The organism is Sulfurimonas limnophila (genome assembly GCF_059705345.1).
On record NZ_AP046127.1, the window covers coordinates 569,437 to 594,235 of the forward strand.

Below are 24,799 nucleotides of genomic sequence, written 5' to 3' on the forward strand. Positions count from 1 at the left end.
GGTATGCGAGATAAAAAAACCAAAATTTTAGTAGGAATTCTGCTCTCTTTGATAGTGTTTACGTCATCAATAGCATTTTTGATGTATACAAAGCAGAGCAGAATCAGTAAAAACCAAGAAGAGAATGTTGCTGTATATGTAAGCGTTAAAGATATTAAAAAAGGAGAGATGTTGAATGCTGAAAATATGCTCTTAGCAAATCTTCCTAAGAGTTATATAGGTGCTCAAGCACTCACACAAGAGGAGATAATGGGCCGATATGCAGCGACAGATATACTTAAAAATGAGCCTTTTCGTATAGAGAAGCTCACTTTACAAAAACCTCAGGATGATAAGCTTACCTCTTCTGCATTAGATACTAACTCTTCAGGACAAAAAGAGACAGAAGTACAAATGCTAGGGAGCGACACACTATCAATGGCTATGGACCTGTTTCAAAATATTGATAACTCTTTGAAAAAAGGTGATTATATAGATATTGTTTCGGTTATGCCAACAAGAGGGGCGGATAATGAGTATGAATTTTCTACCAAATATATCGCTCTTCATGTTCAGATTGGTTCTATTACTTTTCCTTTTACAGAGGTTCAGGATGAAAAAAGTAAGCTTAAGCCAGTAAGTGTTCCAGGAAGCCTTGTTCTGCAAATGGAGCCAAAAGAGATTAAAAACTTTTTGAAGCTTTACTATACAGTTCAAAATATTAATAATAACCGTGTCTATAATGAACAAAATAAAGGGCATTTATGGATGATAAAATGTGCAGATAATAGTAATAAAGAGATTCAAAATTATAAAAAAGAGCTCACATTAGATGCGCAAAGAAATACTAAAGCAGTGCATACACCTCAAGTAAAACACCTTGTTAATAACCATGTGAGCATTGTCTATGAACAATAGAAGAGATTGGAGAGGTGGCTTTGGTCTTGCTCAAATAATGGCAGTTTTGTTGGTTGTTTTACCAACGATTGCTTTTATTGTAACTCTGCTTATCGACTACTGGGCTGTTATGAGAATAGATAACAACCTAAAGTTAATGACATCTCTTGCTACGGCTAAGATGAATAATATTACGGATTTATCAAGCAGTCCAAGCGACTCAAGTTTGCAAACACTCCTCTCTTCATACTGTCCAAAAGATACGGCAGTTACTCTGAGCGGTAGCAGAGTGGGTGATGGAACAGCAAAGGATATTATAATTGTTAATGCAAGTTATACATACAACGGGGTCTATTTAAAAGACAAAACCATGAATGCGACTATGGTGACATACTCTTATCATGAACAAAACGCAACTATAAACTTAGTGTGCAATTAAGGAGAAAAAATGAAAAAAATTATTTTACTGCTGAGTATATGTTTATCGCTTTTAGCAGATGATATTGTAGTGTTTGAAAATGAGTATAAAGTTTTAGAACTTGAGAAAAAAGTCAAAAAAATCATAGTTGGGAATCAAGAACTTCTTAATATATCTCTTTTAAATGAATCAACTTCTTCGCAAACAATACTGAAACTTTTCGGTAAAAAAAGTGGCAATACCTCAATGTTGGTTCTTTATAGAGATGGAAGCATTGATGATTTTCATATTTATGTAAATCAAAATCTTGGGTATTTGCAAAAGATGATTAATGCTATTGAGCCAAATCTCAGACTTAGTAAGGTTGGAAACTCTTCAACAGTAATCTCAGGAACATTTAATGATCCTCATCAAAAAATGAAGATTATGAATCTTTTGGTGAGTGGTGGCATAGATGAAACGACACTTATGGATTTAACACAAACAACTAAAGTAAATAAGATGATTCGTACAAAACTTTATCTTGTAGAGGTAAACAACAACAAAGCTAAAGAGCTCGGAGGTGTGACAGGTATTGGTATTTTTAACAAATATGCAAATCTCTCAATAAATCCAGATGCCATTACTGGTGCTACATTTAGTGGATTTTTACTCGATCATACGGCAGAGTATACAGCTAAGACAGGAAACTCTGTGGTAGGAACATTGAAGTTTCTAGAAGAAAAAGGTGTCGCAACTATACTTGATGACACAGTGTTAATTACTACAGAAGAGAATAATGCAAGTTTTCATGTGGGTGGCGAGGTGTATGTACCTATTGGCTTGACACAAAACTCAACAGGACTTCCAACGATTCAACTTGAAGAAAAAGAGTATGGACTTAGACTTACACTAAAAACAGCGTTTATGGAAAAAGAAGATTTTATGCATATGGATATTCAGATAAAAGATAGTGAATTTGACACTAACCATGAACATGATGTGCAACTAGGAGAAAATACTTTCGTTCCATCTTTTGTAAGTAAGAATATAGACACGGACATAGTGGCAAAATCAAAACAGGTGATTGTTCTGGGTGGAAGATTGCACACAGAAGAGTTGAAATATGAAGATAAAATTCCTCTCTTAGGAGATATTCCTCTTTTTGGAGAGCTATTTAAAACTAAGAGAACTATGAAAAAGAATAATGATCTTCTATTTTTTCTTGTTCCAGAAATTGTTGATGCAAATGAAGATATTAACGATACAAACTTTTACAGTGATTTTAAAAATGAAACTTTAAAATTTCATGAGAATATGATAGATACAAATAGTATAAAAGCTCAAAAGAGTGTAGGAGTACAAACTAAAACAGTTGAGATAAATGAACCCTTGGTAATTATAGAGGCCGAAGAAGATAGCTCTCAGGTGGTTGTAGACAAGCCTCAAGTACAGGTTCGAGATGAAGTTAAAGTAGAAGTTAATGAAGAAAAAAAATACGAGGTTATAAGTGACAAGATTTTTCTAAGAGATAAGCCTATGAATGGAGCTAAATCTTCTATCTGGGCAAAAGGGCATAGCTTTACAGTAAGCACGCAAGAAGAACACGATGGAATTACGTGGCTAAGGGTAAAAGATGACTGTTTGAATGAGTGTGTAGCATCAAGTAAAGAACTATGGATATCTAAAAAATACACAAAAGAGTTATAATAAATACAAATAGTTAAATCTCGTATATTTACTTGCATTTTATAAGAAAAGTTGATATACTTATAACATAAAAATAACAAAAAGGTTGAAAAACATGTTCAAAAGTTTCAAAAATCGTCTTAAGTCTCAAAAAGGTATGAGTGGTGTTTTAGTTGCTCTTTTGTTGGTTATAGTTGGTGTTGGTTTGGTTGCGGGAGTGCAAACATTTATGACAAAATCTTCTAATGATATTCAAGATTCTGCTGCTACTGCAATTACGAGTGCTACAACGGCAGCTACAACACCAACACCATAATTAAACGCTATTTTTACAATGGATTTAACTTCCATTGTAAAATTTTATTTTCCTAAATTTTTTATAATAGCTCTATTCTTAGTTTTAACATACACTCTTCATACTAAAATAACTTAAACTGCTCTTGAATATCTTTTGATAGTTTGTAAAAGCACTCTTTTAATGTTAGACATGTTAGCTATTCAGACTAAGCAATGACTTTAGCATATACACCAAAGTGTATCAAAACTGAACATTCAGTATAATAATGTAGATTTATAATCGTTGGAGGCAATATGAAACAAGTTGCATTTTTGTTAATTGTATTTGCTATAAGCTTAAATGCATCAAATAGTAAATATAGATGTGATGGTAGAGAACACTGCTCTCAAATGAAATCATGTGATGAAGCTAAATTCTTTTTAAAAAACTGTCCAAATACTAAAATGGATGGTGATAATGACGGCATCCCATGTGAAAATCAATTCTGTACGTCTAAAAAGAAAAAAGATACTAAACTATATAGAAACGATACAGATTTATAAATATATTAGGTCATACAGACTCATCTATGACTTTGCAGATGTATGCTAAATATCGAAAAAGAGAAGATATTAAAAGAGCTTCTTTTTTAGGTAATATCTAAAGGCACATTTGGGCACACCGAGTAAATTTATTGTTTTGGAAGACCGTATTTATGGGGTTATAGAAGATATGGCTCCGAATACTGGAGCTAACTTTTAAGGCTAGATAATACCACAAATTACCGCATTTACGGAGTTTTCAAAATATAAATTTATTACATAACTTAGCTTTGATATTAATATCTGGCACCGAGACAGCACCGAAAAGCTAAGCTAGTTTTTTAGAAATCTCAATATCTTGTTTTAATAATGAGTTGATAATAGTGTTTAACGAAAAATCTTTTGTACTTTTTATTTTGTCCATAAAAAATCTTTTTACATCATCATCTAAATATATTGGAATATCTAATTCATTTAACGGTCTATAGAATTTACCTTGTTCTGCATTTGTAAAATCATACTCTTTTTTCATAACGGACACCTTTCATCATAAATTTTTTGCTCTTTTTTTGTAGCATTCCTAGCAGATATAATTCTAACTATTTCAATGCCATCTTTATCTCTAAATGTATGAATTACCACAAGCACTATATCATTTAAAGACTTCCCCAACAATATCCATCTCTCTTCATCTTCTGAGTGTTCATTATCAAAAAGAGTTAGTGAATATTTATCGCTAAAAACATAAGCAGCTTCTTCAAACGTCACTTTATGTTTTTTTATATTAGATTTTTCTTTTTTGGGATCCCATTCAAACTTCATAATGTTATTGTATCGTAAAATAGTATTAACTTGCGTCTACAATAAATCAGACAAAATGAAGAGAAAGTTATTTTATTTAATTATATAATGGCCTGAAAAATCAAGACAACTTTTCAGCTTAATTAATTTCCACCTCTAGTTGCTACTTTATACTACACTTTTTAAATATTCAAGATAGAGATTCATTGGTTTTTTATAACCTATGCTTGAATGAAATCTCTTAAAATTATATTTGTACATGTAAGCGTTTACACCTTCTTTCGCAACCATAATGATAGAAAATAACGAAGACATATTATGGGTGTCAAATATGTTAGGTCATACAGACTCATCTATGACTTTGCAGATGTATGCTAAATATCGAAAAAGAGAAGATATTAAAAGAGCTTCTTTTTTAGGTAATATCTAAAGGCACATTTGGGCACACCGAGTAAATTTATTGTTTTGGAAGACCGTATTTATGGGGTTATAGAAGATATGGCTCCGAATACTGGAAAATCTTAAAATAAACTAAAAAGCCCAAAATAGCCACTTTTGAAACTCTAATCTATCAAAATAAGACATTAAAAGACATTACTTTAGCTACCGAGTAGCTAGTCTAGAATATATAATTTAAGAGCATTGCTATAAGCTAAAAAAACAAAGTGTGTATTTTTGGTTTCTAAAACCTCGTGATTTATGGAGTAAACTAGCTGTCTATTTCACACTTGACAAAATATATAAAAATACATATCATTTCAGCAAGTACAAAGTGTACTACCAAAAAATTATTGGAGTTTCAAAGAGAAAATAATTATAAATTAGGTTATAAAAAGCGTAAAATAGTAATAGGCAACACAAAGTCATAAAAAAGCCAAAGTGCATCAGAGAAGACAAAAGATAAGCCATAAAATATCTAAAAGCTACAAACTACCATCATAAAAAATCAAATCAAATAAAAAATAAACATCTCAATTCTTTACTGTTGAAAAAATATTCTTATATCCTAAAAATGGTACATCTGCAATTTTAAGCCACATTTATCAGGATGATAAATGGGGTATCAACGAGCTAGAGAATCAGAGTTTTTCAATAATCTTTTTGCGAGGCGATAGCTTAGAACACTAAAACCGCGTCCATGTGCCTTTGGCACTGCAAAGCGGTTTGTTGTTTCTTAGTCTATCTTTTTGTCAAGTCGGCGGGGTTCTTAGTAACACCCCCTTCTTAACCTCACAAGGATTTAAAATGAATAATATTTATAACGCTCCAAACATAATATCTGGGATAGATACGCTTTACTATTTTTATGAATCTAATGATTTGTATGATGATTTATTCTTAGATATATTAGACCAGTTAGAAGACGTAAAAGGCAGATTTGAAAAGAGAGATATAACATACTCTAACAAAGACATAAAAATTCAAATCAATAAACAAGCTTTTACTTTTAACGGCAAGGCACAAGGATTTTTCTGGTTTACTCACATAGATGAGTATTTTACTATCGGTTTTAAAGACCACCTCACAAACAGAGGCTTAAACGATATACAACTTCAACTAAATGCAAACGGCATTTATACGATAGGTTTAAAAACGCTTCTTCGATATGTTGATGATTTGCTTGTAGGTTTTATAACGGGCTATAAACCTTTGACAAGAGTTGATTTGAATATCTTTGTACAATCTGACTTATCTTGGATCTCTAAAGAGATGTTTGTAGCTAGAAAAAGAAGCTATACATCAATTTTCAAAGAAGTAGCTTCCAAACATAAACTTGAAACTCTCTATATAGGTAAAAAACCTTTTTTACTCCGTTTATACAATAAAATCGAGGAGCTTAAGAACTCTAAGAAAAAAGAGATGATGTATGAGTATTTTTTAAATAACGGTTTTGGCTCACTAGAAAATGTATTCAATATAGAGTTTGAAATGCACAGAGACTATTTTAAAAGTTTTAAAATTGATACGGTTGATGATTTACTCCAAAGAGGCGAGCTTTTATTTCAAGATTCTCTAAATGCTATTAGATTAGTTGATTTATCAACTATTACGGATAACACAATTGATTCTAAAAATAAAAACAGAGCTTCAACTCATCCGTTATGGGAACATCTAAACGCCTCTTACAAGCTAAAAGATTTTTTAGCACTTGAAGCACCGCTTGAAAGAATTAAACGCAAAAGCTACAGATACACAATCGAAGAAGCTATGGAAGAGCAGTATGCACTGGCAAGAAAAGCATATATTCATAATATCGTAGTAGATGAGCAGTTTTATAGTGAAGTGCTAGAGAAATTTAATAAAATAAAAAAATCTGCATATTCAGGTATGACACCTGCAATAGAAAACGGCTGTATTGATTTTAATAATCCGTCAATAGAGATAAACATAAAAAGTCTTAGCAATTTAGATTTAGAAAAATATCTTTATATACTAGAAGAAGATATGAAAAAACCTGATTTAGATTTGAATATATTGATAAAAAGACATCAGTTGGTACATCTTGAATTAAAATCTCGCGGTATTGATAAACCGCTTGAATGCGTTTTTTAGGTGGCAATAGATGGACATAAAATATGAATACTTGGAATTGCTCCCAATGATAAAAGATATGCTCATACAATCTAGCTCACCCTATTTATCTCGTCAAGAGCTATCAAACTATCTAAAAGTAAGTGAAAGCTTCATCAAACAAAAGCTCTATAATGGGGAGTTTGAAGAGAGTAAACATTACTTTAAGATAGGAGAGTCTAAAATGCTCTTTGATAGATTAGAGATAGATAAGTGGATTAGGGCGAAAGGAAGTGCTGATGGCAAGCCTTTATGCCAAAAACAACAAACTCTATCTAAGTATATATCACAAAGGACAGAGGGTTATTAAACCTACTGGACTGGATGATAATGCTAAAAATCGAAAGTTAGTGGAGAACGACCTTCTCCCTAATGTGTTATTTCAAATTCAAACAAACCAAATTGATATATCTCCTAAAAAAGATATAAGAACGGTTGCTTTTTATGCAGAGCTATTTTTAAAAACTAAGAATGCTCTTGTCAAGGAGTCCACATATATAAGGTATTACTCGATTATTCATAATCAGATTTTACCTCTCTTTGGAGATAGGGATATAAGCTCTATCAAACTATCAGAGATAAAAAAGTGGTATAACTACTGGATAAATAATAGGAGCAGTGCGACTGCAATATATATTGCAAATATATTTAGTGCTATCTTTAAAGAAGCATTTTATGATGAAGCGGTAGATAAAAATCCATTTGCTTATATAAGACGACCAAAAAAAGAGCAGGGCAGCGCAAAGCCATTTAGTGTTGATACAATAAAAATGCTTATTGAAAATGCACAAGATGAGTGGTTTAAAAACTTTCTAGCTCTATCTTTCTTCACTGGGCTTAGAACTGGCGAGGCTGTTGCTCTTAAATGGGAAGATATAGACTTTAACTCTCAGGAGTTGGAAGTAAAACGCTCAAGAAGATATGGAAAAGATGTTACTCCTAAAACTCAAAAGAGCAATAGAGTAGTTCCAATATTTGATGAGCTTCTTCCATATTTAAAAAGTCAATATGAGCTTACCTACTCTAAGAGTGAATATGTTTTTATATCAATGTATGGAACTCCGTTTAACGACGGAAACCGTATAAGAGATTATCACTGGAGCAGACTACTCGAAAAAGTAGGGCTCTCATACCAAAGATTATATGATACGCGCTCAAGCTTTGCCACTATGATGTTATCAAGCGGAAAGTTCAGTATAAATCATATAGCCCAAATGATGGGGCATACAAATATTGAAATGTTGATACATAAGTACAACAAGTTCATTCCATCAGAGGTAAGAAAGATTGATAAATCAATTGGATTGTTTTAGAAGTAGTGGTGGTATTATAAAAAGTAATACTTGAAAAATATTTTAGCTACCATATAGCTACCATAGATTTTTAAAGCTCTGAAATATCGTGTTTTAGGGGTTTTAAAAAGGGTGGCTCCGAATACTGGATTCGAAAAATAATTTTGTACAATACCGTGAATAAGGGCTTCTAACTCTTTGGCTTCGGATTTTAGTATCATAATTTCTCCTTCGTGTATCATACTTGTAGTAGTCTAACATAATTTTATATAGAATGTATAACGGTAGCCATATTTAATAAATTTTTTGATATTATATTGTTAATTAGTATTATGAGGTAGTGTTTAATGGTTGTTTTTCAATACTTGCTAATAGCCTTGTTTGGGTTATTTTTTATTGGCTGTTCTACAAAATATCAACCTGTTGGGTTTACTGGTGGTTTTAGTGAAACTCAACTGAGTCATAATGCTTTTAATGTTTCATTCAAGGGTAATGGATATACTTCAAGAGAAAAAGCGTCAGAATTAGCTTTATTACGTTCAGCAGAACTAACATTAAATAATGGCTATAAATACTTTATTATATTAAATTCAGAAAAATATATTGACTATAGTTCTCATACTTCCCCAAAAACATATAATACTACATTCCAAGCAAATACATATGCAAATCAGACATATGGTATTGCTAATACAACAAGCAGTGGAGGCAATACTATTTATTTTCAAAGACCAAGCACTGACAATACTATACAATGTTTTAAAGATAAGCCTAATCTAAATACAGTTATATATGAGGCTGAATTTATTTCAAAATCAATCAAAACAAAATATGATATAAAAGATTAATTATGGCTCATAACTGGCAAGAAGATGACGATATCAAAGTTTTATATATTGTTTTATATGGATATGAAAATATACCGTACAAAAAAAATGACATAGCAGAACAAATTGGAGTTACAGTTGGTAGTTTAGGATATAGATTAGGTAACTTTAAAGCTATTCAAGGAATAGGTAAAGTTACACACGTCGCTAAATTGTCTAAATATGTGTACAATAAATATAACTCATTAAATGAGCCTAAATTACGAGAATTAGCTTTTAATGTAGTATAAGCTTATTTCTGTTCGATTATGATTGAGCGATTTTGACACGATTTCAATCGCTCTATCATATCCAAGTTTATTCAATTTTTCATTGAATAAATTTTTAGCATATTGATAACGGAAATCATGAGCTCGTAAAGTTGTATCCAGCTGTTTTAAATCTCTATTAAAAGACTGTTTCGAAGGTATCTTCTTCATCTTCAGAATAAGTTCTCTATCTTTATGGCTGATAATCTTATCATGATAAATTTTTCCACCTTTACCAACAACACCAGTAATCTTATGGTCCCCATTTCTTAAAGCTTTGATATATTTATGAGGTTCTTTTACTATATCCATAGCCTCACTTATTCTATATCCATGAGTAAGCATTAATCTTCCAATAACAAAACTCTCATATCTTACCTGCTTTAATTTTTCCAAAATATTTTCTGACTGTAAACCTCGAGAGTATTTAGTTTGATTTTTAGGTAATAAATTTTTTATATTCTTGAATTTATCTTTAAAATAATTTTCTGATACTCCTATTGTGATATTAAGTCCTCTGAATGCCCTTAATAAGCTATTAAATCCGCTTAAATAGTTTTCTACGGTAGAAAGTGCTAATCCGTTCAATCGTTGATCCAAAAAGCCGTTAAGATTTATTTCATTTAAGAGTAGATTCAATTTTCCGTCTTGTCCATTTGATTCTAAATAGTCCGCAAAATCTTGAAAATACATATCTCTTTTAGTTAATAGGGCTTCTGAATGGGTTAGGCTATCGTCATTTTTTTTAGTTCCAAGTGCAAATAATTTAAAGTTCATATCTCTTTTTTGTTTTTCAAATGTTCCACCCTTGAGATTACTCATTATCACACCCCTTTAAATATCTATAAATTGTTGAAGCAGATATACTTACATTATGTTTTATTTTCAGCTCTTTAGAAATTCTATTAGCCCCTAAACCATTATAATTCATGAGCTTTATATCGTGTAGATACTTTCTTACTATGGGGTTTTTCACTTGAAGCTCTTTAGCCTCTCTTTGTATCTGTTTATCCTGAATATCTTTAATGATAAAAATAGATTGGATAATCTGATTGACTGTAATTATGTCGTCCTCCCATATACATTTGATTAAATGCCCTTTCACACGCTTTGCATATTCCTCTACCTCTTCAATAGAGAAGTTAAGTACCTTAGACGCTCGTAATTTATAATTGATTGATAATCTCATTTCACACCTCATATTATGGATTAATCTTGTTCTCTAAAAGAGATATATACTTGTCTATTCGGTTGTTGTTCAGATATGTGCTTTTAAATGTAAAAGTACGAAAACCTATTTAAGAGGGGCGAAGCCCCCGACAGTGATATAGACGTTACAGTTCAATAGTTGTGTTAAGAAAGGTGCATTAGCACCACTTGTGAAATTATTGCGGATACAAGTCCATTAACTGCTGGATACCAAACCAATTCGGTAAAACCGATTCCTATTTTCTTCTTCATTATTCTTCCTTTGTAAAAATGTAATACTCTGTAATAGCAATGAGTTTAAAAAATATATGTAATCTTGAAAAGAATTGTAAAATTATTTTTCATGACATACTCATGAATGTGTTATGAAGCGGTGCAAACTCCAATTCTTAGGAGTTGATAAGCTAATTATTCTCCGCCGTCACTATCTCAAAATTGACGAGCAATTTATGAAATAGAGACGGCTAAAAAAGTTCTTAGAATATAGATAAGAGTAATATATTTTTAATATTCCTTTTTCATTCCTATATTCACGGTATTTTCTCTATATTTTATTGGTATAAAAAATTAGTCTGCAATGGGGCAAAAATTTGCCCTAGGGCAAATTTTTGAATTTACTTAAAAAAATAAGATTAATTGAAAAATTTAGTATAAAATTTTTACATATTAAAATAAAGGAGTTACATGAATGAATTTAAAAACAAAATCAAAACAAAAGATTATAGGTACAGAGGAATATACTGATTCAAGCACTGGAGAAGTTAAAAAGTTTAAAGTTATTAATGAAGAAGAGCAAACAGATTTTAATTTTCAAAAAATATGGGTAAAAGATTTAATCGAATTATTAAAAGCTCTCGGAGGTGGTAAAGTTGAAGTATTCTGTCATATATTAGAGAAAAAAAATGCTGATAATATTTTCATAGGGAGTGTTAGTGATATATCAAAAAAAATAAAGGTAAGTGAAAACACTGTTAAATCAGCTTTAAGGCTTATGAAAGAGCTCGATTATGTAAGAATGGTTATGCATGGAGTCTACCAAATCAATCCAAGCCTCATAGTAAAAGGTAAGTCAAAAAAGAGACAAATGCTTTTAACTGATTATAATAATATCAAAGTGGCTTAGTGTAAGTTAAAACTTTACACTAAAGCTTGATAATATTTTGAGATAAAAAAGGAGCAAAGCGAATATAAATTATTGATAAGATACAGAATTGACTATACCTTTTTTTAAACTTAGTGCAAATTTTTTACCATATACATCACGTGTCAATCTTACCTTATCTTCTTTTGCATGTCCGACTATCTCTTGTGTGATTGATAGTATTTTTTCTTCTCTGTCATTTGTTTCTAAAATTTTCTCAATGAACGTGCCCCTAAAAGTATGAAAATTATAGCCGTCACCTTGGGTTATCACATTGTATAAATTAAGCCTACAGCGCTTGCTAAAATATTTTATATCGATATTTTTTAAAGAAGAAAAATCAAATGCTAAAACGTCATCTAAAATATTTTCGTGAATTGGAACTTCGCGAATACCTGCTAAACTCTTTGCATCTTCAATATCAAAATAATATATATTGTTTTTATCTTGCTTTATATTGTCGCGTGTTAAATTGTAGATATCAGCTTGTCGCATACCACTATACAAAGCAATTAAAAAGATTGTGCGTACATTAAAACGTGGTTCATTATAATTGTGATTTAGTATGCTGTGCACTTGCTCGTTTGTATAGTTAAATACCGTACGCTTACGAGCTCTTGCGTCTGCTGTTTCGTCTAAACTCTCTACTGCTTTTGCTCTATTAATAGCTATATATTCTCTTTTAAGGGCATGTTCTAAAAACTGCTTAAGATAGTTAATGTGTTTATTAACTGTCAGATTAGTAATTTTTCTTTTTGTTACATGTTTTATATGATGCTGAAATGCTTCAAAGTCCTCTACTTTTAGACTATTGATATCTTTATCTTTGAAGAAATCAATCAACATATTAAAAGTAGCATTATATGCTGTTATGCTATCAGCACCTACTTTGCCTACCTGCGTTTTATGTGCTATATATCTATCTCTCAATGTACTAAAAGTTAAAGCTCCGTGCAGTGCCATATTTTCAGCATTGCTTATATGATTTTTAACTTCTTTAAATCGTTGTACTTTTGCTTCGATTTGCATTTGCATAGCGTGTTCAAGTGCTGTTTTAAGCTCTTCTTCTGTGTCGTACTCAAACATAAGCTTAAAGTCTGCTGTCTCTAATTTAAACATCTCTTCTCCATTCAATAAGTCTAAAACTTTTTTGCGTTTTAGTGCTTCTTTGATATTTTTAGTTTTTAAGGATATTCTAATGAGTTTTTGCTTAATTCTGCGACGATAGTAATAAGTAGTATCAACTTTGTAAAGTCGTAAGTGTGAAGTATCTTTTTTTTTCAAAAAAGTATCATAGTTTTTGCAGTTCGGTTGTAAAAAATCGCTGGAAGTGCCTATTTTGTGGGGTTTGAAGCTTGTGGCTCCGAATACTGGATTCGAACCAGTGGCCAAGTGATTAACAGTCACCTACTCTACCGCTGAGCTAATTCGGAATGTTTGATAGGTCGGAATTATACTTTATGAGCTTTAAAAAGTCAAGGTTTTGACGCTATTTTAGGCGTTTTCTTTTTTCATTATCGTGAAGTATATAAAACTCTAAAGAGCCTATTTTTTTAGTAACAACTGTTTTTTTAGAAATCAACTCCTCTAGTCGTTTTTTACTATCCTCATCAAATAATAAATTTATATCTTCTATGGTTAATGGTCGTTTATCAAGTGTGTTTAAAATATCTTCATTGCTGTAAAATGTGTTGTTTGGTTCTGCATGGACTCGTGAGGCTAAATGCACAGGAAGTGAGCTATCAAATTGAAGTGAAGCTTCATAGAGCTCTTTGTAGCTCAGCCCTTCAACTGGATAGGCTGGAGGTCTGTCTATCGTGCCTAAATCAATTCTGGTTGCTTTTACTTTTAATAAAACTTCATTAAGTTTAGATATCTCTTCTTTTGTATCATTTAATCCACGAACAAATAGTATCTCTATAAAGAGTTTTCCTTTGTATATGTGTGAAAACTCTTCTACTTTTTGAACTATTTTGTTTATATCTATATCTTTGTGAGGTCTATCTATTCTTTTAAAGATGCTCGAGCTTATAGCGTCAAGTGAGAGTTTTACTTGGTCTAGTTTTAGCAGTAAAGAGAAAGTTTTATCATCAACTAGTGTTGCACTGTTTGTTAGTATGAGTGTTTGAGTGGAGTTTTTTATTTTGTTTATCTCATCGATAAGTTCATCAAGATATGGATAAAGAGTTGGTTCTCCGTTTGCGGTTAGGGTTATAACATCTATCTTATCATTTAGATGAGTTTTTAGCTCATTAATAATAGTCGATACTTCTATAACTTCTATCTGCTTATCCGTTGTTGCACTAGGAGCTAGTTCGCAGTAAAGACAGTCAAAATTACACTGTTTTAGGGCAGGGGAGAGATCTATACCCAAAGAAGAACCAAATCTTCTTGAGTTTATAGGACCAAAAATTGTTTTCAATTATTTTTTACTAACTCTATGACACTCTTTGATAAAGTGTTTTGCATTCTCTACTGGAACATCAGGTAGAATTCCGTGTCCAAGGTTGAAGATATGTCTTTTACCGCCCATTATCTCTTGAAGAGCTTCTACGCACTCAGTAGTAGCCTCTTTTGAGTATAGTCTGCATGGTTCCATATTTCCTTGAAGAACATAGCGACTTCCAAGTTTCTCTTTTGCTAAGCCCATTGGTGTTGACCAATCAACTCCAAAGACTTCAAAGTTTCCATACACTTTATCTAAAAATGCAGGTATTCCTTTTGGGAACATTATGATAGGAATATGAGGATATTTTTCTTTTAAGTAGTCTGCAATTTCAACCATATACTTCCATGAAAATTCATCATATTTTGAAGGCTCAATAGCAGCTGCCCATGAGTCAAAAATCTGAACAACATCTATTCCTGCTTCTATCTGTTTTTCCATATAAAATTTTACTACTTCAGTTACTTTTGCAAGTATCTTATGAAGAAGTTTTGGATTTGAGTACATCATTTTCTTGCATATGTTGTATGTTTTTGTTCCTTCACCTTCTATCATATATGTAGCAAGTGTCCATGGAGCCCCAGTAAAGCCTATTAAGGCCTTATCGTCTGCTAATTGCTCTTTTATAAGTTTGATAGTGTCATAAACATAAGTAAGTTTTGAAGCGGCTTCTTCTCCGCCAATAAGCTTATCTAAGTCTGCTTCATCTTTTATAGGATTATCAAATTTTGGACCTTCTCCTGTAACAAACTTCAAATCCATTCCCATCTCATTTGGAACTACCAAAATATCACTAAAGAGTATCGCCGCATCAACTCCTACAATGTCTACTGGCTGAAGTGTTACTTCACAAGCTTTTTTAGGGTCATGACAAAGGTTTAGAAAATTACCAGCTTGTGCACGAACTTTCATATACTCTGGAAGATAACGACCAGCTTGACGCATCATCCAAACTGGTGTGTATGGAGTCTCTTTGCCAAAACACGCATCTACAAATATTTTACTCATATTAATCCTTGATATTTTTTTAGTGGCTTTTTCCGACTTTACTTAAAAAGTAAAGACCTACGGAAACTGCTGTTATAGATAGTGCCAAATATAGTAGATCTAAAGCACCACTATATGCCGTGTGCCCTACTTTTTGAAAAAATCCAACAACTAAAACCATTACGATAACTTTAGATATTTTATCTTTAAGTTGATCTAGTGAATGAACTGCTAATAGTTGATTTTCACACCCATCCTCATCTTTTGCTGGATCTATATCTGAAATAAAAAGTTCATACAGACCAAAAGAGAAGATAATCATTACAACGCCTATAAGATAAAGATCTACTGCGCCTATGATTCCGCCAACAACCTCTTCGTGAAAATGTTCTGGATGTTCATGCGTAATATAAGTATTTAGAACATGCTTTGCTGTTTCATAAATATCAAAACTTGCAACTATAAAAAGTAAAACTGCTCCAATTAGTCCAAAAAAGACAGCAAGAAGGATTATAAATCTTGAGTTCCATAAACCTTTTTCAAAAAGTTTTTCTAACATTATCTATTTTCCTTCTTCTATCTCTACCCATTTTTGGGCAATACGAACAGCATTTGTAGCAGCACCAACTCTTAAATTGTCAGCTACTATAAACATATGAAGTATAGTTTTATCAAAGTTGTCTACTCTAATACGTCCAACAAAAGTCTCATTTTTTTCTAGCGCGATAGAAGGCATCGGATAGATTGATTTTTCTGGAGTGTCAAGAATTACAATATTTGGTGCTTTTTCTAAAATTTTTCTTGCACTATTTGCATCAACTTCACAAGCAAATTTTACACTCACAGCTTCTGCATGTCCGCGAAGAGTAGGAACACGTACACAAGTAGCGCTTAGAGGTATCTCTCTATGCATGATTTTAGTTGTCTCATTTACCATCTTCATCTCTTCTTTTGTATAGCCATTATCTAAAAATTTATCTATTTGAGGGATAACATTTAGAGCGATTCTATGAGCAAAAGCTTTAACTTCTGCTTCGTCAAGTTTAAATGCAAAAAATGATTGCATTTGAGCCACTAGCTCTTCCATCGCAGTTTTTCCAGCTCCAGAAGTTGCTTGATAAGTGCTAACATCTACTCTTAGTATGCTATATGCTTCATCAAGAGGTTTTAGTGCTTGAACCATTTGAATTGTTGAGCAGTTTGGGTTTGCGATAATTCCAGATTTTTTCCATTTTGCAATATCTTCTGGATTTACTTCAGGTACAACAAGAGGAATATTTTCATCCATTCTAAAATGAGAAGTATTGTCAATTACAACAGCTCCTGCTTTTACTGCCGCTGGTGCAAACTGAGCACTTACGCTTCCTCCTGCAGAAAAGAGTGCTATCTCAACATCTTCTTCTTCAAAAACAGTATCCGTTAGCTCTTGGATAGCCACATCTTTTCCTGCGTATGAAACTGTTTTCCCAATACTTCTTGAGCTAGCAAGTGGAATAAGCTTGTTTATTGGAAAATTTACCTCTTCTAAAATTGCTAATATTTCTTCTCCAACGGCTCCATTTGCGCCTACAACTGCTACATTATACTTTTTTGACATATACAATCCTTATAAATTTATACATTTTTATTTACTAAAACCTCTTGAGCTTAAAAAGAGTCCATCTGGAATGATTTCATCAGTATCACTGAGTATTACAGCTCTCTCAACAACGGAGATTAACTCTCTTATATTTCCTGGCCAACTATAAGCTAGGAGCTGTTTTTTTGACTCTTGCGAAAAACTTTTTAATTCAAAACCATATTTTACACAATTTTGTTCCAAAACCTTTTGAGCTATATCTAAAATTTCATCTTTTCTCTCCGCAAGAGGTGCAATTACTATTGGAATGGTATTTAAGCGATAGTATAAATCCTCTCTAAAAGTGCCATCACTGATTTTTTGTTCTAAATCTGCATTTGTAGCAGCAATAACTCTGATATCAATTTTTATACTCTTTGAAGAACCAAGTCTTCTAATCTCTTTTTCTTGTAGAGCACGAAGAAGTTTTGCTTGAACACCATATGGCATCTCTGCAATCTCATCTAAAAAAAGAGTTCCGCCGTTTGCAAGTTCAAACTGTCCAACTTTTGCTTCACTTGCATCAGTAAAAGCACCTTTTTCAAATCCAAAAAGCTCACTCTCAATGAGGTTATCTGGAATTGCCGCCATGTTTATTGCAATAAAAGGTTTTTTAGCTCTTAGGGAGTGTTTATGTATAAAAGAGGCAAAAACTTCTTTACCAACGCCACTTTGACCTAAAAGTAAAACACTAGCGTCTGTTTTAGCTGCTTTTGAGGCAATATTTATAGATAATTCAAGTGCTTTAGAAGTTCCAAAAAAACCACTAGAAGCTGTATTGCTTTGCTCTATACTTACTACTTTTTTTACTTTTTGTATCTTGTCTTCTCTTTTTATAGCGGATATTAGAGTATCAACATCAAAAGGCTTGAGTAAAAAGTCTTTGACTCCAAGATGAATTGATTCAATAGCTCTTTGAAGAGTTGCATTTCCAGTCATTATAATGACTTCAAATTTTCCATCCAAAGCTTTTACAAACTCTATTCCATCCATCCCTGGCATATTTATATCCGTAATGACGAGATTGAAACTCTCATCAATACTCTTTAGTGCATCTTTTGCATTTTTAAATGTTTTTATTTCAAACTCTTTATAGTCGCTCATCGCGATTTCAAGAGATTTTCTCATATTTATATCATCTTCAACGATTGCAATTTTCACTAATTTTTGCCTTATTTTAAAGGGTAGATTCTAGCTAAACTATCATTAAAATCGACTTTGAAGCAAGTTGTTCTAAGTGTGAGAGTAGTAGTTGAGCTGTTTTGCAAATTTGCAGTCATCTCTTTATGTTCAACATGAAGACCAAGCTTATGAATATAGTCTATAAACAGAGTTGAGTTTTGAGAGATTATTTTTTTTAAATTTTTTTGTCCATAATTATCTAGAACAAGCTCTGAATATGGCTTACCACTGCATTTTTTCATACTTTTTGAAATTAGAAGGGTTTCATTGTATAAGATGGCATCTTTGACAATGTATTTGTAGGAGATAAGATACTCACTCGCACTAAGCGAAAGTGAGCAAAGAACTATTATTGAGCAAAGTCTGAGTGTGAAATTACTATCTCCATCTCTACTTCGCATAATCCCTCTTTAAAAGTTGTTTCAACTATATCTGCATTTCTTACTATCGCTTGAACGTATGTACGGATTGTAGATTTTTGAACCATCATATTTTTGATAGTATCTTGTCCATCAACACGAACACCTTTTACTTTTTCAGCTATTGCTCTATATGCATCAGCGATTGCAGCTCTTTTTGCAAGTGCATAAGCTTGAGCAGGAGAAGATGTATTCATAGGTGCAACACCTTGACCAATAACAGAGACGTGCATAGATTTATTTTGTCTTAAAATCTCTTCTTGAGCTGCCATAGTAGCTAACTCTTCTTCTCTTTGAGCTTTTACTTGAGCGAGTTTGTCCATAGTTTTTTGACTCTCTTCTCTTGCTTCATTAGCTTGTATTGTTGCGATTTGAGCTTCTTCTTTTGCTTTTAGAGCTTCTGCACGAACTGCTGCTAATTCGGCATTTGTCTGCTCTACAACAGTAGTGTCAACTATAAGAACTTTATCAGCTCCAAAAAGCGATGAAACAGTTAAAAGCATTGTAAGTAGTATAGAATATCTCATTGTTTGTCCCTTGTCATGGTTTTATAAATTTTTCTTAAGCAACTACTATTCCAACTCAGTTGGTTCAAATAGAGAGTCATCTTCTTCGTCATCATCTAAAGGCTGTTTCGGACAACGAGAAACACTCGCAACATCATCACCTTTAACGATATAAACACCGCTTGTATTTCTGCTTGATTTAGAGATAGTTTGCATATCAACTCTTATCATTTTTCCAGCTTTAGTAAGTGCCATCATATCCATCTCTTCATCTACCATAAGGCATCCGACAACATTTTTTCCAGTTTTAGCAGTCATCTTCATAGCTATAACACCGCTTCCACCACGATTTGTTAAACGATACTCTCCAGCATCTGTGCGTTTACCGATACCTTTTTCACTTACAACTAAAATTTCTTGTTCATCATTAGCAATTATATTTGCATCAACGACTTCATCTTCTGCATGTTTAAACTTGATACCTCTAACACCTCTGGTATTTCTACCTTGGTCTCTTGTTTTTTCCATATCAAATTTAATACATTGAGACATTTTAGTCATTATAAATAGATACTTTATGCTCTCATCTGCGATTTTTGCAGTGATGATAGAGTCATCATCATCGAGTAAAATAGCTTTTACGCCGTTGCTTCTTATATTTGAGAATTCGCTTAGGTTTGTTCTCTTTACAACACCTTTTTTAGTGAAGAATACTAAAGATTTTTTCTCACTAAAGTCAGTTGTTGGGTTGATTGACTGAATTTGTTCGTCTGCTACAAGATTTAGAAGATTTACAACCGCTTTACCTTTTGCTGTTCTGCTTCCTTCTGGAATCTTATAAACTTTAAGCCAGTGAAGTTGTCCACGGTCAGTTACAAAAAGAAGTGTATCGTGAGTATTACATGTAAAGAATCTCTCTATAAAGTCATCTTCATAGGTAGTAACAGCGATTTTACCTTTTCCGCCTCTTTTTTGCTTCTCGTATTGTGCTAGAGGAACTCTTTTTATGTAGCCTCTATGTGTAATTGTTACAACCATCGGCTCATTAGGGATAAGGTCTTCAACGTCGATATCATCATAATCATCTTCTATATCTGTTCTTCTAACATCTGTGTAAGTAGATAAAATTTCATCAAACTCTTGATCTATTATGCCGTGTAGAACTTCTTCGCTTTTTAAGATTGACTCTAAATACTCAATAAGTTTAATAAGCTCAAGAAGTTCATTTTCAATTTTTTCACGCTCAAGACCTGTTAATCTTCCAAGGCGCATATCTACAATGCTTTGCGCTTGTAGCATACTAAAGTCAAATTCTGATATTAGGTTATCTCTAGCATCTTCTATATTTTTACTAGACTTAATAACTCTGATAATCTCATCAATAATATCAAGAGCTTTTTTTAGACCTTCTAATATGTGCGCTCTTGCTTTTGCTTTTTCAAGATCAAAAATAGTACGACGGATAATAATAGTTTTACGGTGATTTATGAAGTGTTTTAGTATATCAATAATTCCAAAAATTCTTGGTTCTTGATTTAATATAGATAGCATGATGATTCCAAAAGTAACCTGCATGCTTGTCTGTTTGAAGAGATTATTTAAAACTATCTCACTCATAGCATCTTTTTTAAGCTCTATAACAACGCGGATACCATCACGGTCTGATTCGTCGCGGATTTCTGAAACGCCTTCAATCATCTTGTCTTTTACAAGGTTTGCAATATTTTCAATTAGACGAGCTTTGTTTACTTGATAAGGAAGTTCATCTATTACGATAACGTCTTTATTGCCTTTTTTCTCAATATGAGTTTTAGCACGAACTTTTATACGACCACGGCCAGTTGCGTAAGCGTCCATTATCCCTTTTTTGCCAAAAATAGTTCCGCCAGTTGGGAAGTCTGGTGCTTTTATATGCTCCATTAGTTCATAAAGCTCAATATTAGGATTTGCAAGTAGTGCTTTTAATCCCATCATAATCTCTTGAGGATTGTGAGGGGGAATGTTTGTCGCCATACCAACAGCAATTCCAGATGAACCGTTTATGAGGAGGTTAGGAACACGAGTTGGCATAACATCGGGCTCTTTTGTAGTGCCGTCGTAGTTATCTATCATGTTTACTGTGTTTTTTTCTAAATCTTTTAGCAGCTCTCCAGCATACTTTGTCATTCTTGCTTCAGTGTAACGCATAGCAGCAGCGCTGTCTCCATCTACTGAACCGAAGTTTCCTTGACCATCTACCAACTGCATTCTCATAGAAAAATGTTGAGCCATACGAACAAGTGCATCATAAACAGCAGTGTCACCATGCGGGTGGTACTGACCAATAACGTCACCGACGATACGCGCCGACTTTTTATATTTTGATCCATGAGAAAGGCTCAGTTTATCCATCGCATAAAGGATTCTTCTGTGAACAGGTTTGAGTCCATCACGAACGTCTGGAAGTGCACGACCCACGATTACGCTCATTGAGTAATCTAGATAACTGCTTTTAAGCGTCTCTTCAATATTTATGGTTTGTATACTATCGTTGTTTAGCAAGTTGCTCATATAAAACACCTAATCTTATTAAATTCAAAAATTAATTCCATGAATAGTATCTCAATGTGGCTTAAGAGTTACGTAAAATATAGGAAAAAAATAGACAACTCATAAGTTCTACAAATATCTATTGCAATAAAGAGTGGTTGATTAAAAAATAATCATAAAGTTGATTAATGTCACAAATTAAGCATGTATAATTTGAGCAGAAATATTATATAAAGGATAGAAGATGAAAAAATATCTCTTAGGTGTGTTGTTACCCTCTTTTGCGTTTGCAGAGGATGCGTTAAATAGTGGCGACACTGCTTGGATGTTGGTAGCAACTGCTTTTGTAATGCTAATGACACCAGCTGGATTAGCGCTATTTTATGGCGGTTTGACACGTTCAAAAAATGTATTAAACACGATGGGTATGAGCTTGGGTGCTTATGCTGTTGGAACACTTGTTTGGGTTGTAGTAGGTTACTCAATTGCATTTGGCGATGGCGATATTATAGGAACTGGCAAGGTAATGCTTACAAATATCGCTTCTGATACTCTAAAAGGTAGTATTCCAGAACTTTTATTTGTTGCATTTCAGGGAACTTTTGCAGCGATTGCAGTTGCAATTGCTAGTGGTTCTATGATTGAGCGTGTAAAGTTTTCTACATATATAGTTTTTGCTGCTCTTTGGGTAGCCCTAGTTTATGCACCTGTTACTCACTGGGCATGGGGTGGAGGAGAGACTCTTAACTTTGGCGAGATGGATTTTGCGGGGGGAACAGTTGTTCACTTAAATGCAGGTATCGCTGGTTTTGTGGTTGCTATGATTCTTGGACGTAGAAGAGACTATGGAAAAGTTGCTATTAAGCCATTTTCTCCAGTACTTGTAGTTCTTGGCGCATCATTATTATGGTTTGGTTGGTTTGGTTTTAATGCAGGTTCACAACTCGCTTCTGATGGCGTTGCAGCTTCTGCATTTTTAGTTACAAATGTTGCTGCATCTCTTGGTGTGATAGGTTGGATTATTGCAGAGTGGTTTGTTTATAAAAAAGCAACTTTAATCGGAGGAGCTTCTGGTGCGGTTGCAGGATTGGTTGCTATTACTCCAGCTTCTGGAAGTGCAGGAGTTGATGGTGCGATTATTATAGGTCTAGTAGGTGGAGCTATCGGCTTTTGGGGTGTTGCAAAACTTAAAAATATGTTTAAAGTTGATGATGCTCTTGATGCATTTTGGATTCATGGTTTGGTTGGTATCTGGGGTTCAATTGCAACGGCTATATTTATAGCACCTTATGCAATGAGTGAAGGTTATAACATGGCTTCTCAGCTTTTAAGTCAGGCAAAGGCAATTGGATTGACAACTATTTACAGTGCTGTTGTAACAGCAGTTGTCTATTTTATAGCATCTGCGCTTACGGGTGGTGGAAGAGTTGATGATGAGAGCGAGAGCAGAGGTTTGGATGAAACAGTCCATGGAGAAAAGGCAATAAATCTTTAGATTCTCTCTAATTGATTATTTGCCAAAAAGAGTAAATGTGGTTACAATTTTAAACTAAATTTGGAGATATTATTATGAAAAGAGTAGAAGCGGTTATTAAACCATTTAAATTAGAAGATGTAAAAGATGCCTTAGCGGAGATAGGAATTACAGGTATGACTGTAAGCGAAGTTAAGGGTTATGGACGTCAAAAAGGGCACAGTGAACTTTATCGCGGTGCGGAGTATGTTGTTGACTTTCTTCCAAAAATAAAAATGGAAATGGTTGTTGATGATGAAAATGTTGAACAGGTTGTAAAAACGATAGTTGAAGCCGCAAGAACTGGCAAAATAGGCGATGGCAAGATATTTATAAGTGATATAGAAAAGATTATTCGTATTCGTACTGGTGAGACAGATAGCGAAGCAATATAACAGTTGATTAAAAATTAATCAATTTAAAAAAATCCTCCATTATTTTATAAGCTATAATTTCCTTCAATAATTTTGAAGGATTTTATATGCTAGAAGCCGACTTTAAATACATCATAGACACTTTCTTTACTATCTTTGCAATGACTCTTATTATCTTCATGGTTCCTGGTTTTGCTATGCTTGAAGCTGGTTTGGTTAGAACAAAAAACGTCTCGGCAGTTTTAACAACAAATATAATGATTTATGCAATCGCTTCTTTAGCATTTTTGCTCTTTGGGTATAAACTTGCTTTTGGGAGCTTAGATAGCGCAACAAACAGCATATACGCTGTTGTTATGTTCCAAATGGCTTTTGTTGGCAAGACTGTAAACATCATGAGTGGTGGTGTGAGCGAGAGAGTAAGAATCATTCCTCTTTCCATATTTACAGTTATTATGGGAGCTTTGATATATCCAGCAGTTGTAAATATCAGTTGGGGTGCTGATATGTTGAGGGGTGGTTTTTTAGATATAGATATGTATGACTTGGCTGGTTCTACTGTTATACACTCAACTGGCGGCTGGGCTCTCTTAGCAGCACTTTTTATAATCGGTTCAAGAAGAGGGCGCTATCAAGATGGCAGAATAAAAGTAATCCCTGCTTCAAATATTCCTCTTGTTGTTCTTGGAGCGTTTTTGCTCTGGATAGGTTGGTTTGGTTTTAATGGTGGAAGTGTAGGCTCTATTTCAACTGTTGAGAATGCAGATCTTGTCGCAAAAACTATCATGAACACAAACACCGCTGGACTCTCTGGTGCGATAATAGCAGCAGTTATTATGTATATGAGATATAAGCTTTTTGATATTACTATGATTTTAAATGGTGCACTTGGAGGGCTTGTTGCAGTTACTGCAGCGGCTAATTTGTATGATATGTACACGCCAATTCTTATAGGTTTGATTGGTGGAGCGTTGGTCGTGTTTGCTGTACCGCTTTTTGATAAGTTGAAGCTAGATGACCCAGTTGGAGCACTCTCTGTTCACTTGGTTAATGGTATATGGGGAACACTAGCCGCTGGAATATTTGTAGAAAAAATCTCTTTTATAGCACAATTAAAAGGTGTTGTTTTGATTGGAATTTTTACATTTAGCGTCTCATATATTGTTTTGTTTATGATTAATAAATTCTCTAAATTTAGAGCAGATGATGAGGCTCAGCTTATGGGTATGGATATTAATGAGTGTGGTGTAGAGGCATATCCAGAGTTTAAGAGAGCTATATAACCTTTAATAAAA

28 protein-coding genes and 1 tRNA gene are annotated in these 24,799 nt (G+C 33.2%); 14 read left to right on the forward strand and 15 right to left on the reverse strand.

Annotation, left to right across the window (positions count from 1 at the left end):
* Positions 1-3 precede the first annotated feature (3 nt).
* The 5 genes from AC6H33_RS03060 to AC6H33_RS03080 all read left to right on the forward strand — a co-directional run bounded on the left by AC6H33_RS03060 (position 4) and on the right by AC6H33_RS03080 (position 3,802).
* Positions 4-897, forward strand: a complete 894-nt coding sequence (locus AC6H33_RS03060) for an SAF domain-containing protein (RefSeq protein WP_497605499.1) — start codon at positions 4-6, stop codon at positions 895-897.
* A complete protein-coding gene (locus AC6H33_RS03065; protein WP_497605500.1) occupies positions 887-1,315 on the forward strand; it encodes a hypothetical protein in 429 nt (142 codons plus the stop codon). The genes AC6H33_RS03060 and AC6H33_RS03065 overlap by 11 nt, the downstream gene beginning before the upstream one ends.
* Before the next feature lie 9 nt (positions 1,316-1,324).
* On the forward strand, positions 1,325-2,983 hold the full coding sequence (locus AC6H33_RS03070) for a secretin GspD/PilQ domain-containing protein (protein WP_497605501.1): 1,659 nt from the start codon (positions 1,325-1,327) through the stop codon (positions 2,981-2,983).
* A gap of 94 nt (positions 2,984-3,077) precedes the next feature.
* Complete coding sequence (locus AC6H33_RS03075) at positions 3,078-3,278, forward strand: hypothetical protein (RefSeq protein ID WP_497605502.1); 201 nt, start codon at positions 3,078-3,080, stop codon at positions 3,276-3,278.
* A gap of 275 nt (positions 3,279-3,553) precedes the next feature.
* Positions 3,554-3,802: an excalibur calcium-binding domain-containing protein gene (locus tag AC6H33_RS03080; RefSeq protein WP_497605503.1), complete on the forward strand. Its 249-nt coding sequence runs from the start codon at positions 3,554-3,556 to the stop codon at positions 3,800-3,802.
* A gap of 307 nt (positions 3,803-4,109) precedes the next feature.
* Here AC6H33_RS03080 and AC6H33_RS03085 read toward each other — a convergent pair whose 3' ends face one another.
* A complete protein-coding gene (locus AC6H33_RS03085) occupies positions 4,110-4,313 on the reverse strand; it encodes a hypothetical protein (protein WP_497605504.1) in 204 nt (67 codons plus the stop codon).
* The gene (locus AC6H33_RS03090) at positions 4,310-4,549 is read right to left on the reverse strand and encodes a BrnT family toxin (protein WP_497605505.1); all 240 of its coding nucleotides are present in this window, start codon (positions 4,547-4,549) and stop codon (positions 4,310-4,312) included. The genes AC6H33_RS03085 and AC6H33_RS03090 overlap by 4 nt, the downstream gene beginning before the upstream one ends.
* 1,278 nt (positions 4,550-5,827) lie before the next feature.
* Here AC6H33_RS03090 and AC6H33_RS03095 point away from each other — a divergent pair.
* From AC6H33_RS03095 to AC6H33_RS03105, 3 genes are read left to right on the forward strand one after another with little or no spacing between them, the layout of a single operon-like run.
* Positions 5,828-7,135 (forward strand): hypothetical protein, encoded by a 1,308-nt coding sequence (locus tag AC6H33_RS03095; protein ID WP_497605506.1) that lies wholly within the window; start codon positions 5,828-5,830, stop codon positions 7,133-7,135.
* 10 nt (positions 7,136-7,145) lie between these two features.
* Positions 7,146-7,463: a helix-turn-helix transcriptional regulator gene (locus tag AC6H33_RS03100; protein ID WP_497605507.1), complete on the forward strand. Its 318-nt coding sequence runs from the start codon at positions 7,146-7,148 to the stop codon at positions 7,461-7,463.
* Positions 7,393-8,466: a tyrosine-type recombinase/integrase gene (locus tag AC6H33_RS03105; RefSeq protein ID WP_497605508.1), complete on the forward strand. Its 1,074-nt coding sequence runs from the start codon at positions 7,393-7,395 to the stop codon at positions 8,464-8,466. The genes AC6H33_RS03100 and AC6H33_RS03105 overlap by 71 nt, the downstream gene beginning before the upstream one ends.
* 14 nt (positions 8,467-8,480) lie before the next feature.
* On the opposite strand, the gene AC6H33_RS03110 is transcribed toward AC6H33_RS03105, so the two are convergent.
* On the reverse strand, positions 8,481-8,666 hold the full coding sequence (locus AC6H33_RS03110) for a hypothetical protein (protein ID WP_497605509.1): 186 nt from the start codon (positions 8,664-8,666) through the stop codon (positions 8,481-8,483).
* A 126-nt stretch (positions 8,667-8,792) separates the two neighbouring features.
* Between AC6H33_RS03110 and AC6H33_RS03115 the strand changes: the two genes are divergently transcribed.
* The gene (locus AC6H33_RS03115; RefSeq protein ID WP_497605510.1) at positions 8,793-9,293 is read left to right on the forward strand and encodes a CC0125/CC1285 family lipoprotein; all 501 of its coding nucleotides are present in this window, start codon (positions 8,793-8,795) and stop codon (positions 9,291-9,293) included.
* Positions 9,294-9,295: 2 nt separating this feature from the next.
* On the forward strand, positions 9,296-9,562 hold the full coding sequence (locus tag AC6H33_RS03120) for a hypothetical protein (protein WP_497605511.1): 267 nt from the start codon (positions 9,296-9,298) through the stop codon (positions 9,560-9,562).
* On the opposite strand, the gene AC6H33_RS03125 is transcribed toward AC6H33_RS03120, so the two are convergent.
* Together AC6H33_RS03125 and AC6H33_RS03130 are read right to left on the reverse strand one after the other, a co-directional pair.
* The gene (locus AC6H33_RS03125; RefSeq protein WP_497605512.1) at positions 9,542-10,402 is read right to left on the reverse strand and encodes a hypothetical protein; all 861 of its coding nucleotides are present in this window, start codon (positions 10,400-10,402) and stop codon (positions 9,542-9,544) included. The genes AC6H33_RS03120 and AC6H33_RS03125 overlap by 21 nt on opposite strands.
* Positions 10,395-10,769 carry a hypothetical protein gene (locus AC6H33_RS03130; RefSeq protein WP_497605513.1) on the reverse strand — a complete coding sequence of 125 codons (375 nt, stop codon included), beginning with the start codon at positions 10,767-10,769 and terminating at the stop codon, positions 10,395-10,397. Before AC6H33_RS03130 ends, AC6H33_RS03125 begins: the two co-directional genes overlap by 8 nt.
* Before the next feature lie 708 nt (positions 10,770-11,477).
* Between AC6H33_RS03130 and AC6H33_RS03135 the strand changes: the two genes are divergently transcribed.
* On the forward strand, positions 11,478-11,912 hold the full coding sequence (locus AC6H33_RS03135; RefSeq protein ID WP_497605514.1) for a replication/maintenance protein RepL: 435 nt from the start codon (positions 11,478-11,480) through the stop codon (positions 11,910-11,912).
* Positions 11,913-11,981: 69 nt separating this feature from the next.
* On the opposite strand, the gene AC6H33_RS03140 is transcribed toward AC6H33_RS03135, so the two are convergent.
* From AC6H33_RS03140 to gyrA, 10 genes are all read right to left on the reverse strand, one after another.
* Positions 11,982-13,214 carry a site-specific integrase gene (locus AC6H33_RS03140; protein WP_497605515.1) on the reverse strand — a complete coding sequence of 411 codons (1,233 nt, stop codon included), beginning with the start codon at positions 13,212-13,214 and terminating at the stop codon, positions 11,982-11,984.
* 74 nt (positions 13,215-13,288) lie between these two features.
* A tRNA-Asn gene (locus AC6H33_RS03145) sits at positions 13,289-13,363 on the reverse strand.
* A gap of 56 nt (positions 13,364-13,419) precedes the next feature.
* Positions 13,420-14,352 carry a radical SAM protein gene (locus AC6H33_RS03150; RefSeq protein ID WP_497605516.1) on the reverse strand — a complete coding sequence of 311 codons (933 nt, stop codon included), beginning with the start codon at positions 14,350-14,352 and terminating at the stop codon, positions 13,420-13,422.
* Entirely contained in the window at positions 14,353-15,384 is a 1,032-nt protein-coding gene (gene hemE, locus AC6H33_RS03155) for a uroporphyrinogen decarboxylase (RefSeq protein ID WP_497605517.1), read from the reverse strand.
* Between the two features lie 19 nt (positions 15,385-15,403).
* Positions 15,404-15,922, reverse strand: a complete 519-nt coding sequence (locus AC6H33_RS03160) for a YqhA family protein (RefSeq protein WP_497605518.1) — start codon at positions 15,920-15,922, stop codon at positions 15,404-15,406.
* Between the two features lie 3 nt (positions 15,923-15,925).
* Entirely contained in the window at positions 15,926-16,960 is a 1,035-nt protein-coding gene (locus tag AC6H33_RS03165) for an aspartate-semialdehyde dehydrogenase (protein ID WP_497605519.1), read from the reverse strand.
* A 27-nt stretch (positions 16,961-16,987) separates the two neighbouring features.
* Positions 16,988-18,142: a sigma-54-dependent transcriptional regulator gene (locus AC6H33_RS03170; protein WP_497605520.1), complete on the reverse strand. Its 1,155-nt coding sequence runs from the start codon at positions 18,140-18,142 to the stop codon at positions 16,988-16,990.
* Between the two features lie 11 nt (positions 18,143-18,153).
* The gene (locus AC6H33_RS03175; protein ID WP_497605521.1) at positions 18,154-18,564 is read right to left on the reverse strand and encodes a hypothetical protein; all 411 of its coding nucleotides are present in this window, start codon (positions 18,562-18,564) and stop codon (positions 18,154-18,156) included.
* Complete coding sequence (locus AC6H33_RS03180) at positions 18,513-19,109, reverse strand: LPP20 family lipoprotein (RefSeq protein ID WP_497605522.1); 597 nt, start codon at positions 19,107-19,109, stop codon at positions 18,513-18,515. Before AC6H33_RS03180 ends, AC6H33_RS03175 begins: the two co-directional genes overlap by 52 nt.
* 45 nt (positions 19,110-19,154) lie before the next feature.
* Positions 19,155-21,638 (reverse strand): DNA gyrase subunit A, encoded by a 2,484-nt coding sequence (gene gyrA, locus AC6H33_RS03185; protein ID WP_497605523.1) that lies wholly within the window; start codon positions 21,636-21,638, stop codon positions 19,155-19,157.
* 223 nt (positions 21,639-21,861) lie between these two features.
* On the opposite strand from gyrA, the gene AC6H33_RS03190 reads away from it, so the two are divergent.
* From AC6H33_RS03190 to AC6H33_RS03200, 3 genes are all read left to right on the forward strand, one after another.
* Positions 21,862-23,112 (forward strand): ammonium transporter, encoded by a 1,251-nt coding sequence (locus tag AC6H33_RS03190; protein ID WP_497605524.1) that lies wholly within the window; start codon positions 21,862-21,864, stop codon positions 23,110-23,112.
* Positions 23,113-23,186: 74 nt separating this feature from the next.
* Positions 23,187-23,525, forward strand: coding sequence for a P-II family nitrogen regulator (locus tag AC6H33_RS03195; RefSeq protein ID WP_497605525.1), 339 nt, complete (start codon positions 23,187-23,189; stop codon positions 23,523-23,525).
* 86 nt (positions 23,526-23,611) lie between these two features.
* Positions 23,612-24,787: an ammonium transporter gene (locus AC6H33_RS03200; RefSeq protein WP_497605526.1), complete on the forward strand. Its 1,176-nt coding sequence runs from the start codon at positions 23,612-23,614 to the stop codon at positions 24,785-24,787.
* Positions 24,788-24,799 lie beyond the last annotated feature (12 nt).

Coding starts and splice junctions, on each gene's coding strand:
- AC6H33_RS03125 (WP_497605512.1), bottom strand. CDS start 10,402: ATGAGTAATCTCAAGGGTGGAACATTTGAAAAACAAAAAAGAGATATG.
- AC6H33_RS03200 (WP_497605526.1), top strand. CDS start 23,612: ATGCTAGAAGCCGACTTTAAATACATCATAGACACTTTCTTTACTATC.
- AC6H33_RS03105 (WP_497605508.1), top strand. CDS start 7,393: ATGGCAAGCCTTTATGCCAAAAACAACAAACTCTATCTAAGTATATAT.
- AC6H33_RS03085 (WP_497605504.1), bottom strand. CDS start 4,313: ATGAAAAAAGAGTATGATTTTACAAATGCAGAACAAGGTAAATTCTAT.
- AC6H33_RS03110 (WP_497605509.1), bottom strand. CDS start 8,666: ATGATACTAAAATCCGAAGCCAAAGAGTTAGAAGCCCTTATTCACGGT.
- AC6H33_RS03180 (WP_497605522.1), bottom strand. CDS start 19,109: ATGAGATATTCTATACTACTTACAATGCTTTTAACTGTTTCATCGCTT.
- AC6H33_RS03130 (WP_497605513.1), bottom strand. CDS start 10,769: ATGAGATTATCAATCAATTATAAATTACGAGCGTCTAAGGTACTTAAC.
- AC6H33_RS03160 (WP_497605518.1), bottom strand. CDS start 15,922: ATGTTAGAAAAACTTTTTGAAAAAGGTTTATGGAACTCAAGATTTATA.
- hemE (WP_497605517.1), bottom strand. CDS start 15,384: ATGAGTAAAATATTTGTAGATGCGTGTTTTGGCAAAGAGACTCCATAC.
- AC6H33_RS03080 (WP_497605503.1), top strand. CDS start 3,554: ATGAAACAAGTTGCATTTTTGTTAATTGTATTTGCTATAAGCTTAAAT.
- AC6H33_RS03135 (WP_497605514.1), top strand. CDS start 11,478: ATGAATTTAAAAACAAAATCAAAACAAAAGATTATAGGTACAGAGGAA.
- AC6H33_RS03120 (WP_497605511.1), top strand. CDS start 9,296: ATGGCTCATAACTGGCAAGAAGATGACGATATCAAAGTTTTATATATT.
- AC6H33_RS03190 (WP_497605524.1), top strand. CDS start 21,862: ATGAAAAAATATCTCTTAGGTGTGTTGTTACCCTCTTTTGCGTTTGCA.
- AC6H33_RS03060 (WP_497605499.1), top strand. CDS start 4: ATGCGAGATAAAAAAACCAAAATTTTAGTAGGAATTCTGCTCTCTTTG.
- AC6H33_RS03070 (WP_497605501.1), top strand. CDS start 1,325: ATGAAAAAAATTATTTTACTGCTGAGTATATGTTTATCGCTTTTAGCA.
- AC6H33_RS03075 (WP_497605502.1), top strand. CDS start 3,078: ATGTTCAAAAGTTTCAAAAATCGTCTTAAGTCTCAAAAAGGTATGAGT.
- AC6H33_RS03115 (WP_497605510.1), top strand. CDS start 8,793: ATGGTTGTTTTTCAATACTTGCTAATAGCCTTGTTTGGGTTATTTTTT.
- gyrA (WP_497605523.1), bottom strand. CDS start 21,638: ATGAGCAACTTGCTAAACAACGATAGTATACAAACCATAAATATTGAA.
- AC6H33_RS03100 (WP_497605507.1), top strand. CDS start 7,146: ATGGACATAAAATATGAATACTTGGAATTGCTCCCAATGATAAAAGAT.
- AC6H33_RS03165 (WP_497605519.1), bottom strand. CDS start 16,960: ATGTCAAAAAAGTATAATGTAGCAGTTGTAGGCGCAAATGGAGCCGTT.
- AC6H33_RS03095 (WP_497605506.1), top strand. CDS start 5,828: ATGAATAATATTTATAACGCTCCAAACATAATATCTGGGATAGATACG.
- AC6H33_RS03195 (WP_497605525.1), top strand. CDS start 23,187: ATGAAAAGAGTAGAAGCGGTTATTAAACCATTTAAATTAGAAGATGTA.
- AC6H33_RS03175 (WP_497605521.1), bottom strand. CDS start 18,564: ATGCGAAGTAGAGATGGAGATAGTAATTTCACACTCAGACTTTGCTCA.
- AC6H33_RS03065 (WP_497605500.1), top strand. CDS start 887: ATGAACAATAGAAGAGATTGGAGAGGTGGCTTTGGTCTTGCTCAAATA.